Source organism: Halosimplex amylolyticum, assembly GCF_051414035.1.
Lineage (GTDB): Archaea > Halobacteriota > Halobacteria > Halobacteriales > Haloarculaceae > Halosimplex > Halosimplex amylolyticum.
In genome coordinates this window covers 1-16,912 of sequence record NZ_JBLKNW010000013.1, presented here as the reverse complement: position 1 = coordinate 16,912, position 16,912 = coordinate 1, and the positions used below count along the sequence as shown (strand labels likewise).

The 16,912-nt window shown below is 63.1% G+C and carries 11 protein-coding genes; 6 read left to right on the top strand and 5 right to left on the bottom strand.

All coding sequences use genetic code 11. The features are described from left to right. The first annotated feature begins 21 nt into the window (after positions 1-21). Positions 22-3,648: an Eco57I restriction-modification methylase domain-containing protein gene (locus tag ACMGFE_RS24960; RefSeq protein ID WP_436927979.1), complete on the top strand. Its 3,627-nt coding sequence runs from the start codon at positions 22-24 to the stop codon at positions 3,646-3,648. 196 nt (positions 3,649-3,844) lie between these two features. Here the strand turns inward: ACMGFE_RS24960 and ACMGFE_RS24955 are convergent, their stop codons facing one another. Next, positions 3,845-5,095 (bottom strand): Cdc6/Cdc18 family protein, encoded by a 1,251-nt coding sequence (locus ACMGFE_RS24955; RefSeq protein ID WP_436927978.1) that lies wholly within the window; start codon positions 5,093-5,095, stop codon positions 3,845-3,847. A gap of 696 nt (positions 5,096-5,791) precedes the next feature. Here ACMGFE_RS24955 and ACMGFE_RS24950 point away from each other — a divergent pair. Next, on the top strand, positions 5,792-9,136 hold the full coding sequence (locus ACMGFE_RS24950) for an alpha-L-rhamnosidase (protein WP_436927977.1): 3,345 nt from the start codon (positions 5,792-5,794) through the stop codon (positions 9,134-9,136). Between the two features lie 23 nt (positions 9,137-9,159). On the opposite strand, the gene ACMGFE_RS24945 is transcribed toward ACMGFE_RS24950, so the two are convergent. Both ACMGFE_RS24945 and ACMGFE_RS24940 read right to left on the bottom strand, forming a co-directional pair. After that, positions 9,160-9,606 carry a winged helix-turn-helix transcriptional regulator gene (locus ACMGFE_RS24945; RefSeq protein WP_436927976.1) on the bottom strand — a complete coding sequence of 149 codons (447 nt, stop codon included), beginning with the start codon at positions 9,604-9,606 and terminating at the stop codon, positions 9,160-9,162. A gap of 27 nt (positions 9,607-9,633) precedes the next feature. Then, complete coding sequence (locus ACMGFE_RS24940) at positions 9,634-9,810, bottom strand: DUF7331 family protein (protein ID WP_436927975.1); 177 nt, start codon at positions 9,808-9,810, stop codon at positions 9,634-9,636. A 317-nt stretch (positions 9,811-10,127) separates the two neighbouring features. Between ACMGFE_RS24940 and ACMGFE_RS24935 the strand changes: the two genes are divergently transcribed. After that, a complete protein-coding gene (locus tag ACMGFE_RS24935; RefSeq protein WP_436927974.1) occupies positions 10,128-11,588 on the top strand; it encodes an outer membrane protein assembly factor BamB family protein in 1,461 nt (486 codons plus the stop codon). A gap of 14 nt (positions 11,589-11,602) precedes the next feature. Here ACMGFE_RS24935 and ACMGFE_RS24930 read toward each other — a convergent pair whose 3' ends face one another. Continuing rightward, a complete protein-coding gene (locus ACMGFE_RS24930; protein ID WP_436927973.1) occupies positions 11,603-12,268 on the bottom strand; it encodes a cyclase family protein in 666 nt (221 codons plus the stop codon). 360 nt (positions 12,269-12,628) lie between these two features. On the opposite strand from ACMGFE_RS24930, the gene ACMGFE_RS24925 reads away from it, so the two are divergent. The 3 genes from ACMGFE_RS24925 to ACMGFE_RS24915 all read left to right on the top strand — a co-directional run bounded on the left by ACMGFE_RS24925 (position 12,629) and on the right by ACMGFE_RS24915 (position 16,291). Then, positions 12,629-13,831, top strand: a complete 1,203-nt coding sequence (locus ACMGFE_RS24925) for an RNA-guided endonuclease InsQ/TnpB family protein (RefSeq protein ID WP_436927972.1) — start codon at positions 12,629-12,631, stop codon at positions 13,829-13,831. 1,726 nt (positions 13,832-15,557) lie between these two features. Further along, the gene (locus ACMGFE_RS24920; protein WP_436927971.1) at positions 15,558-15,866 is read left to right on the top strand and encodes an AbrB/MazE/SpoVT family DNA-binding domain-containing protein; all 309 of its coding nucleotides are present in this window, start codon (positions 15,558-15,560) and stop codon (positions 15,864-15,866) included. After that, the gene (locus ACMGFE_RS24915) at positions 15,863-16,291 is read left to right on the top strand and encodes a PIN domain-containing protein (protein WP_436927970.1); all 429 of its coding nucleotides are present in this window, start codon (positions 15,863-15,865) and stop codon (positions 16,289-16,291) included. The genes ACMGFE_RS24920 and ACMGFE_RS24915 overlap by 4 nt, the downstream gene beginning before the upstream one ends. Here ACMGFE_RS24915 and ACMGFE_RS24910 read toward each other — a convergent pair whose 3' ends face one another. Continuing rightward, positions 16,292-16,615 carry a zinc ribbon domain-containing protein gene (locus tag ACMGFE_RS24910; RefSeq protein ID WP_436928016.1) on the bottom strand — a complete coding sequence of 108 codons (324 nt, stop codon included), beginning with the start codon at positions 16,613-16,615 and terminating at the stop codon, positions 16,292-16,294. Between the last annotated feature and the right edge of the window lie 297 nt (positions 16,616-16,912).

Below are 16,912 nucleotides of genomic sequence, written 5' to 3'. Positions count from 1 at the left end.
GCGGGGACTACCCGATAGCAGATGTGTGGCACGCGATACGATCTGGCGTTTCTGCGGGAGCAGGGTTATTTCGAGCGGGGGGAGGCCGATGTCGCACTGCTCGACGGTGAGTTCGCCGAGACGCGCTTCTGCTTCGACCCGGACGCGCGTCTCGCGTACTTCGAGGGCGTCGACCCCGAGCGCCAGGAGGAGGTCGTCGACGAACTCCGACTTCGCGGCCGCAACTTCGACTACTACTGGTTCTGGAACCCCGACACGGAGCGCGTCGCCGTCTACAATCGCTACGGCGAGCACAAGTGGTTCGTCTACGACCAGTCGGTCGGACACGCCCGCGACGTCCGCGACAGCAAGCGGGGGAAACTGGCCGCCGTCGACGACGGGCTGGAGGGCCTGTTCGACATCCGCGACGTCGTCGACCGCTTCTACCGCAACCTCTGGGACGTCCGCCTCGACATCGCGCGCTCGTTCGCCCTCCCCCCGGGCACCGAAATCGACGACGAAGCGCGACTCATGGCCGCCCAGCGCACGATCGACCGGCTGATATTCTGTTATTTCCTCGTCGAGAAAGACGTCATCCACGGCATCGACAGCGCGGGCAACCGGGTCGCGCTCGACCCGACGGAGCTGTTCGAGAGCGTCCTCGGCGACGGGGAGTTCTACGCCTTCCTCTCGGCCACCTTCTTCGACCACCTGAACGCGACCGGGTGGACGGAGTACGAGGTCAGCGACGCGCTCTCGATCGCCTTCCCGTCCCTCGACGGCGGGCTGTTCCGCAACCACGCCATCGACACCGAGTCGGGGGGCGAGATCCGCGAGCGCGAACTCGACGGATCGGGCTGCGACTGGGGCCGTCTCGTCGGCGACCTCAACGAGTACAACTGGCTGATCGAGCAGTCCCCCGACGAGGGGACCGACTCGCCGGACAAGCTCTCGCCGGCCGTGCTCGGGCACATCTTCGAGAAGTTCGTCATCACGGTGAGCGAGCTCTCCGACGAGGCGTCGCTGTCGCTGGCGGAACTCGACGAGATGGACGTCTCCGAGAGCGGCGAACAGCTCCTGGCCGGCAACAAGCAGGTCGGCGCCTACTACACGCCGAACTACGTCGCCTACGAGAACGCCCGCGAGACCCTCTGGAACAGGGTCCGCGAGAAGCTCGCGGCGCGGACCGACCTGGACGCGGCGGCGATCCCCGACTCCGACGAGTTCTTCGAGGAGGTCCGCGGCGACGCCGACCCCTCGGTCGACCTCGCCGACGTCGAGGACGTCCTCGCCTCGCTATCGGTGATCGACCCCTCGGCCGGGAGCGGGGCCTTCCTGCTGACCGCCGGCGAGATCCTCGAGGAGTGGCGGCGCAAGTGCGCCGACGGCGACGATGATCGGGACCGCTACACCCTCCGCCGCGACGTCATCCGCGAGTCGCTGTACGGCGTCGACCTCCTCGACGGCGCCGTCGAGGTCTGTAAACTCCGGCTGTGGCTCTGGCTGATCGGCGCCAACGCGGTAGACCTCGGCGAGGCCGATCCCGGCATCGAGCCGCTCCCGAACCTCGACTGTAACCTCCGACAGGGCAACGGTTTAGTTGGCGTGGCGACCGCCGGGAACGACGGTTCGCCGATCCCCGACTGTGAGTTCGACTGGGTCGACGACGAGCGGAGGACGTACTCCGAGGCGGTCGCGGACTACCGCGAGACCATCGAGGCGTACCAGCCGGCGTCGGGCGAGCGCGCGGAGGAACTCCGCGACCGCCTCACGACCCAGCGGGACGTCCTCCAGGAGGAACTGAACCGCGTCTACGCCCAAGAACGCGACGTGACCGTCGAGGAATCGCTCGAATCGTTCGACGAGTTCGAGCGGACGATGGCGGAGGTGACCGGGGCGGTCAAGCTGAACCTCGACTTCGACTCGACGATGACCCACGCGGAGCGCGAACAGGTGTCCGAGGCTGGGTTCCGGGAACAGCGAAACTGGAAGACGACGGCCTACCACGCCGACGTCCGGCAGGCCGACCCGGAGAACGTGGAGGATGTGTTCGAACTGATGGCCGACCGGGGGTCGGTGAGCGTCGAGCGCCCCATCACCGCGGAGGACGTGTCGTCGCTCGACCCGTTCCACTGGATATTCGAGTTCCCGACGGCGTACTCGCCCACCGAGGGCGAGGCGTTCGACGTCGTGATCGGGAACCCGCCCCACGGCAGCGACCTCGGTTCGCTCCAGAAATCGGTCCTCGAGGACAGCTACGACCTGATCGACGGGAGCCGCGAGGTCGCGAAGCTGTTCACCGAGCGGAGCTGGGCGCTCACGGAGGGCGAACTCAGCTACATCGTCCCCAAGCCGAGCACGTACAACTCCAACTGGGAGGACTTCCGGGAGTTCTGCCTCGACGAGATGCACCGCGGCGTCGACCTCGGGAAGGCGTTCCGGAACGTCGACCACGAACAGGTCACGATCCACCTCTCCCGGGACGCCGCCGGCGACGACTACCGCTGCGGCCCGCTGGCGCCCGGCTCGTATCACGTCGACGGGGCCGCGACCGTCGACCGGTCGTTCGCGGCGAAACTGGGCACGCTGCCGGTCAGCTTCTCCGTCGCGGAGCAGGAGGTCGCGGCCGGCCTGGGCGGCGTCGACTACCCGACGCTGGGGTCGATCGGCGCCGACGCCGGGCGGGGCGCGAGCACGACGAATCGGATTCGCTCCGACGCCGACGGCGCCGAAGACGCAGCTGACGCCGGTGCAGACGCGCCCATCGCCTACAACGGCAAGCAGGTCCAGCGCTACTTCACCCGCGCGGCAGAGGACCGCATCGAGACCGAGGGGCTCTCTCCGGCGACGCGCGAGCGCGTCGAGACGCCGAAGGTGATGGCCCAGAACATCATCGCACACAAGCAGAACCCCTACGACCACATCATCGTCGCGTCGCTGTACGACCCCGTCGGCGTGTACGACTTCGAGACGGTGACGAACGTCGTGATCCCCGAGGAGAGCGACCTGACGTACACGGCGCTCGCGCTCCTGTTGAACACGCAGTTCGCCAACTGGTTCGTCTACTTCTACATCTTCAACCGCGCGATCCGCGACATGCACCTCGACTCGTACTTCCTCGAACACCTCGTCCTCCCGATGGAGATCTCGGCGACCGAATCCGAACTGCTCGACGACCTCTACGGCCTCCTCGCGATCACGGCCACCGCCGTCGAGCACGACGAACTGCCGGGGGCCGTCGCGACGGACGACGAACCGCCGCGGGATGCGGAGAGGGACGGCGAACTGCCGGGGGCCACGGACGCGTACCGGGAACTCCAGAGCGTCGCGAACGCGGTGACCTACGAGCTGTACCTGCGGGACGCGACGACGGACCGCCTGGAGACCGACCTCTGTGGGGTGCTATCGAATCTCCTCGACGGCTACGAGACGGGCTATCTCGACTGGTACCGCTCCCACCTGCAGGCGGGCAGCGACGCGGCGATCGCCGACCGCTTCTCCGCGGACCTGTTCCGGACGGCGACCGAGGTGGCCGACGCGGTCCGGACGCCCGAGATCGACGCGGAACTGGCGGCGATCGCCGAGCACCCGTGGGTGGAGACCATCGAGCGCGGCCAGCACACCGACGGCGAGTCGCGGCCGACGTTCGGGCCGACCGAGGATCGGTGAGTGTTCGTTCGTCAGTTGGCCAAAGAGACACACCCCTCTATCGATGTGTTCCCGCCGTTCGAAGTGACGACAGAGGAGCACGAACCGTATATCGAATGGCATGTTCCGGTAAATGAACACGTGTTGAAGAGACGGATCAGGGTAACATTTGAAACGGTGGGGTGTTGGAGAAGCACTTGAAAGACTGGGGTGTTCATTACAGGCGATCGTCGTCGAGATCGTTGAGCCGCGTGTCGTCTGCGAGTCCAGTAATGATCACGCTCTTCGAAGCACAGAGTTCGTACTCGTAATATCGTCCCCCACTGAGACCTTTGTTTTCTTCGTGGCATTCGGCGATGTTGCTGAGCATTAGCTCATTCAGGATTTCGTGGACAGAGCGCGATGTCAGCGGATCGACCCCGAGCGCGTTGCCGTACATCTCGTACCAAGCGTAGAGTTTGTCGATTTTCGCGGGTAGTTCGTCTTCATCGTCCAGTTTCACAAGCGTGTACGCGACGAGTTTTGCGTGGGTGGAGAGTGAGTTGACTGTTTTAAGAACCATATCCTGTTCGAGTGCATCCTCTGCACTCCGGACATGTTCTTCTGTCACAGCACCGGCGTCTTCATTACTTGCACGTTGGCCCGCTTTGTAGAGTAGGTTGAGACCGGTTCGAGCGAATCCATCTCGCTTTGCGGCGATACCAGAGAGTAGTGCGATAGCACTATCTTCGACAGCTCCATCGTGGAATGCGTTCTTCGCACGGTCGGTCAGGATGGTATTGAGCTCGTTTGCGTCGTACGGCGGGAAGTAGACTTCCTGTTCACAGAGTGTCGATTTGACGCGTGGATCCAGGTTAGACTGGAAGTTCGGGTCGTTGGTAATTCCGATGATGCCAACCTTTGTTGACTCTGGATCGACGTGATTCGCGCTGTTGTCGTCGTTTGCGCGACCGAGCTTGTAGAGGACGTTGTCGTCTTCTCCGATGTTGTCGATCTCGTCGAGGGCAATGAGAACGTGGGTATGTTCGACTGCCCGAAGTTCCGCGAACAGTTTCGAATACACCTCGCCAGCAGGATAGCCAGTGGTGTTGATTTCTTCGCGACCGTTCAACGAGCGAAGCTCATTAACGAGATGGATTCCGACTTGATAGGACGTGTTTAGGTCCTTACATTCGAGGTGGATTGTCCTAACACTTGGCTCGTCGATGTTCTTGTTAGAATCGTAGTCGTACTGCTCGATACTGTCGATAATCCGTTGGAAAACAGCCTTCGTCGCGATGGTCTTTCCGACACCAGTCTGCCCGTGTACGAACACGTTTCTCGGACGTTTGTTCCGCACCACTGGCTTGAACATCTGAAGATACTCGTTGATCTTCTCGTCACGCTCGAGGATTCGTTCCGGGTAGTGATCACGCAGCACATCTTCATCTTGGAAGATATCGTCTTCCGGGCTGAGGGTACTAGTCAATATATTCGGATTACTAACACAATAGTACTTAAAACCTCGGACCCCGATATTTCATCTGTTTCAAGTGCTTTGCATCTTCCGGTTCTTTAAGTCTCCCCCACCCCCCACTGCTTCAAGTGCTTCGCACGTTCGGTGTACGGCACAGAACGTTCAGGAAGATATTTGACTTAAAGAGCCGAATCTATGCGCAAGACTGAGTCAAAATTGAAGTTCTGAGAACGTTTATTACAGTTCCGAGACGTCTGAATACGTCGATTCTGTGTCCTATCTACCATTATTATTTCTATTCTATAACGAAAACGTTATAATAATATGGATTGGTCAAACGCAGTTAGAGTAGAAGGAGGGGTCACATCTCAGAGCTATTGGGACATCCACTTCCCGGTCACGCCCTACTTCACGCCGTTTTTCATCTTTCACCTCTTCTTCCACTGGGCCCATTCTTCCTTTCTCTCGAAGCACTTGAAGCAGTGGGGGGTGGGAGTACCCTCTTCTGCCGTGACTCTCTCGAACCGGTCCGACTGATTAGCGCGCCTCTCTGTGAGTTCGCTGTCTTCCACTCCTCAGTGTGAATTGTGAACTGGCCCCAGCCTGTGGGAGACACCCCTCTATCGATGTGTTCGCTGCGGCACCGACCCGAGCCCGTCCGCCGATTCGCGCACCAACTTTTACGTATCTACTCGCCGGCTACGGTCCATGGATACGTCATCTGACGGCGGGGTTCCGGCACCGACGGACCTCGGCGTCGAGTACGAGCGAGCGCCGGAGAACGTCGACCCGGGGAGCGCGCCGCGGTTCTCCTGGCGGCTCCCGACGGACCGCCGCGGCGCCCGACAGACGGCCTACCGGATCGTCGTTGGTCGCGACCGCGATGCCGTCGCCGCGGGCCGCGGGGATCTGTGGGACTCCGGCGAGGTCGACTCCCGCCGAGCGACGAACGTCGCGTACGACGGGCCCGCGCTCGCCGCCGACGCGACGTACTACTGGTCGGTCAGGGTATCGACCGACGAGGGCGAGTCGCGCTGGGCCGACCCGGAACCGTTCTCGACGGCGCTCGGACCGGAGGACTGGCGCGGCGAGTGGATCGCTCACCAGCCCGGTGCCGGTGACACGAACGGCTGGCGGAGCCGGTGGCGGGATCCGGACGCCGACGGCGAGGCGTGGGTCCAGGTCGATCTGGGCGCGTCGCGCGACCTCGCCGAGATCACGCTCCACCCCGCGGACCCCGTCACCGTGGTCCGGACGCCCGACGACTACGCCGTGACGACGTCGTGGAGGGACGACCCCCTCACGGGGTTCGGGTTCCCCGATGCCTATCGCGTCGAAGTCGCAGACGACCCGGACTTCGAATCGCCGACCGCGGTCGTCGAGCGCGAGACGGCTTCCGCGAACGAGACTGACGACTCCGCGGGCGAATCGGGGAGCGGCGCGACTCCCCGGCGCCACGAGGTCGACGCGAACGGGCGATACGTCCGTGTCACCGCCACTGACCTCGACGCCGTCGCGCCGAGCACCAGCGGCGACGCCGGACGCGACGGCGCCGGCAGGCGTGTCGAGTCACACGACGAGTGGGCGTGTTTCGCGCTCGCCGCGCTCGCCGTCCGGGACGACGACGGCACCGACCTCGCACGGGGCGGCGACGTCACGGCCTCCTCGACGGTCGAGACGGACGTCTGGGGACGCGATCACCTCGTGAACGGAGTGGACGAGTCCGAGATGGCGTCCTCGTCCCCGCTCCTCCGCCGCGAGTTCTCGCTGGAGGGGTCCGTCGAGTCGGCGCGACTGCACGTCGCCGCGGTGGGGTACGGCGAGGTGTACTGCAACGGCGAGCGTGTCGGGAGCGGACGGCTCGACCCGGCGTGGACGGACTACGAACGGCGCGTGCTCTATTCGAGCCACGACGTCGCCGACCACCTCGACGAGGGCGAGAACGCGCTCGGCCTGTGGCTCGGCCGCGGGTGGTTCGCCAAGCGCAGCGCCCACTGGCTCGCCGACGGCTCGCCCCGGGCCCGCGCGACGTTGACCGTCGAGTTCGCGGACGGACGGACGCGCGAACTCTCGACGGGTCCCGACTGGCTCGCCGCCGAGAGCCCGCTCGTCGAGAACGACATTTACGACGGCGAAGTGTACGACGCCCGCCGCGAGGAGTCGGGCTGGCACGCGCCGGGGTTCGACGACGGCTCCTGGGACGCCGCGACGGTCGTCGACGGCCCGGGCGGGGCGCTCGAACCGCAGCGGATCGAGCCGATGGAGGTCGTCGACACCTTCGACGCCGAGGTCGTCGCCGAGCGCGAGGACGGCCCGATCCTCGACTTCGGCCAGAACCTCACCGGCTGGGTCGAACTCGCTATCGAGGGAGCCGAGGCGGGCGACGAGATCACGCTCCGCCACGCCGAGGCGCTCACCGAGGACGGCGCCCTCTCGACGACGGACCTGCGGACCGCGGACGCGACCGACACCTACGTCGCCGGCGGCGACGAGACAGAGACGTACGAACCCCGATTCACCTACCACGGGTTCCGCTACGTTCAGGTGTCGGGCTACCCGGGCGAGAGTGACACCGACGATCCGGGAGGCCTCGGCCCCGACGGCGCGGAGGGTCTCGACCCCGACGACGTGACGGCGAAGGTCGTCCACACCGCGATGGATCGGCGCGGCGAGTTCGCCTGCTCGAACGAGGACCTGAATCAGGTCCAGCACAACGCCGTCTGGGGCCTGCGGGGCAACACGCACTCGATCCCCGAGGACTGCCCGCAGCGCGACGAGCGGTTCGGCTGGACGGGCGACGCCCAGATCTCGACGCGGGCGCTCCTCTTCAACTTCGACGCGGTCCGGTTCGACGAGAAGTGGCTGCGCGACCACGACGACGCGGCCTCCCAGATGGGCTACGTCCCCGACGTGATCCCCGACAAGTCGCCGGAGGACCCCGCCGACCCGACGTGGTCGATCACCCGCGTGATGATCCCCTGGTATTGCTACCGCCACGACGGCGACGTCGGGATCCTGCGAGAACAGTACGAGGGGATGCGCGCCTACGTCGACTACTGGCTCGACGCCGCCGGAGACGGGGTCCTCGCCGGCGAGTACGGGAAGTACGGTGACTGGCTGACCTTCGAGAACGCCGACCCCGAGGAGCCCCGGCGCGGCCTCCCGCACGACCTGTTCAACACCGCCTTCCTCTACCAGGTCACGGACACCTTCGCGAAGATCGCGAGCGTCCTCGACAACGAGGCCGACGCAGAGCGCTACCGCGACCGCGCCGGGTCGGTCGCCGAGGCGTTCGTCGACCGCTTCTTCGACGCCGAGGCGGGCGAGTTCGGTCCCGGAACCCAGTCCTCCTACGCCGTCCCGCTCTTCCTCGGGCTGGTGCCCGAGGGGGAGGTCGAGGCCGTCGCCGCGAACCTCGCGGTGAAAGTCCGCTCGGACGGGGGGAAGCTCAGGACCGGCTTCCTCGGGACGCGCCCGCTGATCCACACGCTGGCCGACCACGGGTACGCCGACCTGGCCTACGAAGTGGTCAGCCAGCCCGAGCAACCCGGCTGGGTGTACATGGCACGGAACGGCGCGACGACCATGTGGGAGCGCTGGGACTCCGACGAGAGCGTCGGCTCGGGGATGAACTCCCTGAACCACTCGCCGTTCGCCCACGTCTCGGAGTTCCTCTACGAGGTCCTCGCCGGCCTCCGGATCGGCGACCGGCCGGCGACCGAGCACGTCACGGTCGCGCCGGCGCTGGTCGACGACCTCAAGTGGGCCGAGGGACGCGTCGAGACGCCCAACGGGCCGCTCGAGAGCGCGTGGGAGCGCACCGACGAGGGCTACGCTCTCTCGGTGACCGTCCCGTGGAACGGGAGCGCGACGGTTCGGCTCCCCGGGGCGGCGGACGGAGAGGTTCGAGAATCCGGCGACTCGCTGCCGGCGGTCGCGGAGGCTGCGGAGGCGGACCATTCGCTGCCCGAAGGGGTCCAGTCAGTAGACCGAGCGGGCGACGCGCTCGTCGTGGATGTCGATTCGGGTGACTACGAGTTCACCGTGAACTGATCGGTCGCGATAGAACCGTCGCGTCAGCGCTCGTCGGATTCGTCGTCTCCGGAATCGTCGTCCGACTCCTCGGCGGGCTCGGTCAGGTACGTCTGCCCCCACTCGCGCATGGCGGCGATGACGGGTTCGAGGGACTCGCCGTACGCGGTCAGCGAGTACCGCACGCGAAACGGCTTCTCGCTGACGATATCGCGGTCGACGAGGCGGTTCTCCTCCAGGTCGTCGAGGCTGTCGGAGAGTACCTTGCTGGAGATGCCGTCGACGTCGTCCTGGAGTTCGTTGAACCCGCTCGGCCCGTGTTCGAGGAGGCGGTGCACGATGACGGGGTGCCACTTCTTGCCGATCAGCGTCGCCGTCGTCGTCACGGGGCACCAGTTCTCGCCCGCGCACCACACTTCCAGCTGCTCGCTCGCCGGTTCGCCCGGTTTTTGGTCTCCGGATGCCTCCGTCGTGTTTCGTCGGTCGGTCATACTGGTTCGTTCCGCGTCGATACCGCGTCAGACGGCCGTTTCCAGGTCGACGGCCGCCGCCGACTGGATCCACGCGTCCGCTCGTTCGCGATCGTAGACGATCACGTCGCCGCTTTCGAGACAGAGATCCACGTACCGCGGCTCGGCGCCTGGATCGGAACCGCCCGTTTCGTCGCTCGCATCGTCGCCGCTTCGGACTGACATGATTGGGGTTACCTTCTAACAGTACGTTACGCTCACATACCTAAATACGCGCGGTAACCTCGACCTCACCTGGTTACCTGTAGGTAACCGAAAACGGTCGGGGGCGACGGGAGACGAACGGCAACGGGGACGACGGGAGACGAACGGCAACGGGGATGCGGGGGCGACGTGGGAAACGAGATGCGCCAGGGGTGGGAGAGCGCCAGGGGTGGGAGAGGCGACGGTTCGGGTGCCAGACGGGGGTTCTCCCACTCCGGCGATTCAGCGAGCGTTTGACCCTCCAGAAGGCCCTTCCTGGGTGGGGACGCACTACCGGTATGCCAACGCGACGCCGCGCACTCGCGCTCTCGGCGGCGGCACTGGCGTCTCTGACGGGCTGTCTCGGGGACGATGGGGCCGCCGACCGCGAGCCCACCTCCTCGGTGCCGTCGAGCGACCCGACGGCCACGCCCACGCCGGCGCCCGCCGGGACGCCGACTGTCGCCGACACAGACGCGCCGGGCGAGACCGACGAGACGACCGCCACGCGGACCGACGGGCAAGCCCCGCCCGACACCGTCACCAGGGTGTCGGGCGACCTCCCGACGTGGCGTCCCGATCGGTGGATCGACGTCGGGTACGCGAACGTCCTCGGTCTGGACGCGGACGACCGGCGCCTCTACGTGACGGCGAACGACGAGGACGGCGACTCCGCGGTCGCGGCGCTGTCGCCCGGAAGCGAGCGGTTCGACTGGCAGCGGTCCCTCGCGGGGGATCCCGAGGCCGGGTCGCACGCCGAACCGACGAACCGGACAGACAAGTGGGGCGTGACCGTCGCGGACGGGACGGTCTACAGCGTCAACGGCCGCGGCGACGATTACGAGTGGACCGCCGTCCACGCCCTCGACGCCGCGACCGGGACGCGCCGGTGGTCGGTCGAGCGGGACCGGCGACTCGCCGTGCACGGCTTCGTCGACGACGCCGTCGTCGTCGGCGCGACGGAGTTCTTCGAACCCGAATCCACGCACGACACGCCGGAGGAGCCGCTGGAGACGGTCGTCTCCGCGCTCGACACCGCAGACGGCGACGAGCGCTGGTCGACCGCTGTGTCGGGACTCTCCGCCGTCACTGTCGGCGCCGACGGTGTCTACGTCGCCAGCGGTCGGACGCTCTCCGGGTTCGGACCGGCGGGCGAGCGACGCTGGGAGCGCGAACTCGCCGACGAGGTCCGGGCGACGACCGCGCTCGACGGCGTCGTCGTGGCCGCGGTGGGGCCCAGCGACGACGAGTCGTCGCTCGTCGGGGTCTCGACCGCCGGCGAGACGCTGTGGCGGGTGCCGATGTCGACGCGCTGGCTCGTCCCCGCCGGCGACCGCGTGTACGTGATGAACGAGTCCGTCGGCGCCGTCACGAGCGACGGCACGGTCGCCTGGCGCGAGCGAGCCTACGGCCACTATCCGCTGCTCTCGCCGGACGGCACTCGGCTGTACACGCGGGCGAACGTCCGGATGAACGCCGTCGACGCGTACGACCTCCCCGGCGGCGACCGGCGGTTCCGCTTCGTCACGCCCTCGAACAACGGCTGGCCGCTCGCCGCGACGGCCGACACCGTCGTCGCGGAAGCGATCACGCCGGACGAAGCCGAGTTCACGAGCCTGTTCGCCGTCGACGCCACCTCCGGCGAACCGCGGGCGGTCTACCGCCCGACCGACACGGTGTTCACCGCCCAGGGGTTCGACGGGACGCTCTACGTCGGATTCGGTGACGGCAGGCTCGGCGTCTTCGAGACCGTTCCGTAGCGGAACCGGGAGACCTACTCCTGGGGACGGACGAGCAGTCGGATCTGCGACCCGTCGCGGTCGGCGTAGGGGATCGGCGTCGCGACCACGTCGTACCGGCCGGCCGACACCTGATCGAGGTTGGCGACCCCCTCGACGATCAGGATATCCTCCGGGAACAGCGTGTTGTGGACGTGGTGCGCTTCGAGCGTGGCGCCGGGTTCGTCGGCCGACAGCGCGTCGATGGCGAAGCAGGCGATGTCCCGCTCGACCATGTACTCGGCGGCGCCCTCGCTGGGGTAGACGTAGTGTTTCAGGTACTCGTCGGTGTCGGCCGGCGCCATCCCGCAGTCGAAGATCAGGTACTCGCTCGCCGAGAGGTCGTAGCGGTCGGCCTGTTCGGCCAGTTCCTCCCGGGTGACGGCGCTACCTGGCTCCTTGTGGGTGAAGTCGCAGACGACGCCCTCGGTGATCATCTCGTCTGGTGTGATCTCGTCGATGGTCCGGTGGTCGTCCTTCGAGAGGAAGTGCGTCGGCGCGTCCATGTGCGTCCCGCAGTGGGTCTCCAGGTGGAGCATCGTCGAGTTGTAGCCGTCCTCGTCCAGGGTCGCGTAGTCCTCGAACTCCGGTTTCGGATGCAGCGGCGGCAGCGTCGGACTGTCCTCCCCCAGCGTCTGCGTCAGGTCGATCCACTCGCTCATGCCCGTGTGGGCGCCCGGTTGGACTATAGAAGTTCGGTCCTCAGTGTTCGTATTCTGAACCGTTCGACGACGAGGATTCTCTTGTAGGGCCCCCGCTTTAATCCAAGCGATGAGTGAAACCCGAAGTAAATCTCTGTACTCCATCTGAAACTGGGGTACGTACAGAGCCACTCAGGCGGTCAGACCTGCAGGAGTGAGTCGAGGTTCACCAGAATACCAAGGTGGATGCCCCGTCCTCAAGGAGCGAACGCAGTAAGCGAGTAGGTCGGGGAGGAAACCGACAGCACCTATCACAATCCACGAACAACGGTAAATCAACTCCAAACTATTAAGTAACCACCTGTGGGTATGTGAAATATAGTGGAGTACCGTCGTACCGCCGTTATCAAGCTCGACACGCCTGCTGGAGCCGACTCGCTCCTTCAAGCGACCGTCGAACAGTTCAAACACTGCGCCAACACCGCGAGTAAGTGGTGTTGGCACGGCGACGATGGCTACCACGTCACCTCAAAAGCCAAGGCCGAACGCGCACTCTACGACCGCCTTCGCGATGAGACCGGTCTTACCGCGAACCTTGTTCAGAAAGGTATTCGGCGGGCCGTCGAAGCCGTCAAAAGTGGAGTCGAGCGCCTCAAACGCGGTGAAAACACGTCGCAACCGCACTTCTCGGCAGACAGCGCAGTCTACGACAAGCGGAGCGCGACGTTCCACCGCGACCACGTCTCGCTATCGACGCCCAATGGACGTGTTGAGTGCGATTACGTTCTCCCCGACGACTCGGAGACACCGCCCACAAAGTACGTTTCTAACGAGGACTACGAGTTTCGGATGGGACACCTCCAATATCGCGACGGTGACTGGTATCTCCACGCATCGATGCGGAAAGTCGAAGAATCTCCCGAACCCGACACCGAGCACAGAACAGTCCTTGGTGTCGATCTGGGCGTCAACAACATTGCGGTTGCTTCGACGGGCACGTTCTGGAGTGCGGACGAATTTAACCACTGGAATCGAGAGTACGAGCAACGGCGTGGATCGCTCGGTCAGTGCGGATCGCGAGCAGCACACGAAAACATCGAACGCGTCGGTCGGAAAGCCAAAGGGCGCTTTAGCATCCACCTGTACACTATCGCGAACGACCTCATCTCGGAAGCCGTCGAGAACGACTGTTCGCACATCGTGTTTGAGGACCTGAGCCACATCAGAGAGGGCATTCCCGAGGCGACGTGGCAACACCGATGGGCATTCCGACGCCTGTACGGATACGTCGAGTACAAGGCAGACGAACACGGTCTAGAGGTGGTGCAGGTAGACCCTCGGAACACGTCGAAGCGATGTTCGACGTGTGGGTTTACCCACGACGAGAACCGCCACCAAGAGTCGTTCGAATGCCAGCAGTGCGGGTACGAGAACCACGCCGACTACAACGCCGCAAAGAACATCGGTTTGCAGTATCTCCGTCGTCGGCAAAACGCAGACGATGGAGGCGCACCCGTAGACGTGCGCTTGAATCGCGGGACGCTGAACGTGAGTGGGGAATATCAACCTCCTGCCTCCTGTTAAGGCATAGAATGGGAGTCCACGCGAAAGCCCCACCCTCAACGAGCGAGCGGGTCTGTAGACCCCGAGCGAAGTAGGGTGGGGTAGTTTACGATGTCGAGTTCTCCTTGGAAGACAGCCGAAACTCGGTACATCCGGGAATGAAGCATTTTTCGCGGTGAATTCTGCACTTGGGATTATTCAGGCGCATCTGAGAGGTGGTACAGCATCCCTATTCCCCGCAGTATTGTGTTCGGTAGTGTCTGTACATCAAAACGGTAGAGAGGGAACTACGAGAGAGGAGACGATCCCCAGCAGAAGTGAGGAATTCGGATAGTAGAGGCAGTGATGGAAAATATTTCATATGTGAGCGAAACAGCCCTCCCTCGAGTACGAAACTGCATATTCGAATATGGCCGTACAAGCGGTGATTCTCACGAGAATTTGGCGGAATCGCCTGCAACGGCTGAGAGGATGAGTGCAGGGTAACCCAGATCGCATTTTGTCGGAACATCCCCCTGTTGAACGTATATTTGATGAAATAGTGAGTGCGACCGAGTGAGAGCATACTTCAGAGAGGGGAATTTGAAGGGGAAGAATCGGGCATAACAGGGAGTACACGGGTGATATGACTGGCGAGCAGTGTTCTGACCAGTCTCAGGGGAACTCCATAACCGTATGTACACCCGCTCAAGTGGGCGATATCATCGCTTCCAGAAAGCCGTCTAGTCGTTCGGTTTCTTGCCGAATCTGACGAGTCTGGAGTCGGTGTATCACTGCAGAGAGCCGGTCTTACAGTGAAATTCCGGCTTGTACCTTGAATTGTACTGTCGAAGTTGATAGCATTACGTAAGCGAAAACTCGGAGCCATGGTTCAGTGGTCTCTCTGAATGGTCTCACTGTTCAGAGTTCTGCCAATTTATCTAGATGCGATTTAGCCTTGATTTTGGAGATATTGCGGACCTCGAGCTCTAATACGTCATTCCATAACCGGAAATCCCTCCGCTAGTATACGGGGGTGTTGTAAGGTTGATTGAGTATGGAGCCCTCTATGGTCAGAGAGAACAGATCACTTCTGCAGCGGGTTGCTCCCACTGAATCTGTCGGGGCTGGTGCAACTAGCGACTATTGCAGGGAGAGATGTGGCGGCGGTCGTGAGGAGGAAAACGACAGCGCATAGTCGTGATTCCTCGGAAACGCTCGAAGAATAGGTGTGTCGGATGGTAGACAGCAGTCAAAGCTCCGGAAACGGTGGAGGGAGTGGACTATTAACCAACAGACCTATTTTCAGTTCAGATTGTTGGTTAACACTCCGGATGTGTTCACGGCCGAGTTCGGATTTCGAACGGCACTTTCCCCCAATATATAGATAGGATAGCTTGAGATGCTGTCTCTCTTGTCCCGAAACCCTGTCGAGCAATTTGGAAGGGTTCAGAACACTAATCACATACTCTACTCGGGTCCCGCAAGAATCACCCGGTTAAGAATAGCTCGATGGCGACCTCTGGCCCGATCCACTGCCGCCCATCAGCAGCATGCTCTCGCAGGGGTCCTCTAGATTTGGGTAGATCCCCGAGGCGTATTCATCATCACCTGATACTCGGCCATCTCCCCACAGGTCTGCTGGAAAATACGTCTTGCCCACGGTGCTCCACTGGAGATTAGATGTACTGATTAGTTTGATTCATTAATAATCTAGATCAGCGTTAGTCTTTTGTTCGACTACGACAAAGTAATGATAGAGAATAGTATGAGCAAGACAGAGTCTGAAAAAGTGGTGTCCGTATCATCACGCGGGCAAGCCACCATCCCGAAGGAGTTCCGCGAGGAGTTGGGTATCGACACACCTGGCCGTGTGAAGTTCATTCGGACCGAAGAGGGTGACATCGTTGTTCGCCCCATCCGCTCGGTTACAGACCTGCGTGGCATTCTGGAAGGGAAAACCGACCAGCAGGGGCGCTCGGCAACCGAGCGCCTCCAGGAGGAACGCACAGCAGACAAAGCCAGTGACGAGGAGTTGCGGCAGCGCTACGCCGGTGACGACGAGGCTGACGCATGACGGACGAGGCTGAGATTCCCGAAACGATCGTCTTCGACGCCGAACCACTCATTGCCTATTTCTGCAACGAACCGGGGAGCGACACCGTCGAAACGTACGTCGACGCCGTTGAAGGCGCAGCAGACGGTTACATCTCGGCTATCAACCTCGCCGAGGTCCACTATATCGTCCGGACGATCGACGGCGAGGAGCGCGCTGATGCTGTCGTCGACGTCCTCGAGGAAAGCGGTATCCGGCGCGTCGACACCCAACAGACCTGGGCGTCAGCAGCCGACTTCAAATTCCGCTACGCTCCGGCGCTTGGCGATGCCTTCGCGCTCGGAACCGCAGTACATGTTGACGGGATGCTCTTGGTCGGTGCTGATGATGATTACGACGACGTCACCGATGTCCCGATCATTCGGTTCCGGACCGAATCAGCGTGACTACTCCCACGAGTGAACTCGTGGGCTTCCCTCAGTGAGGGTGAGGTCCACGTCGGCTGGGGAGTTCGCAAGTTCTGTCTCTTTGGCGGGTCCTTCGAGTCTGACCTGCGTTTCGGGCTGAGCCACAACAGCCCCCGCCGTCGATAGCGGGCTCTGAATGTCCCTACCGACGGCTCGTTGGCCGATGTTCGACGCCCCGTTCTTGTCGGCGTTGTCCTCCAGTCCACACTCGTGGCACTCGACGAGGTCCTGTACGTCACGACTCGTGTTCTGGGACCCACACCGCCAGCACGTCCGCGACGTGTCATACTCTTTTACCTGAATTGAGGCGCTAAGGCCCCTTTCTCAACGAGCGAGCGGAGCGAGTAGGGAGGGGATACAGCGCCGCACAGTTCTCAAATACGATTCGGTAGCAGGCCCACAGGCCCACGCAACCGTAACAACTATACGTACAAGTGCGCATAGCGCGCATGTAGTGAGGCGAAAGAACATCACCATCCGCGAAGACCAAGCCGAGTGGGTCGAGGAGAACCACCTCAACCTCTCGTCGTTCGTTCGCGGAAAACTCGACGAACTCATCGAAGAACGCTCGTGAACTACAACTACAGGTATCGACTCCGT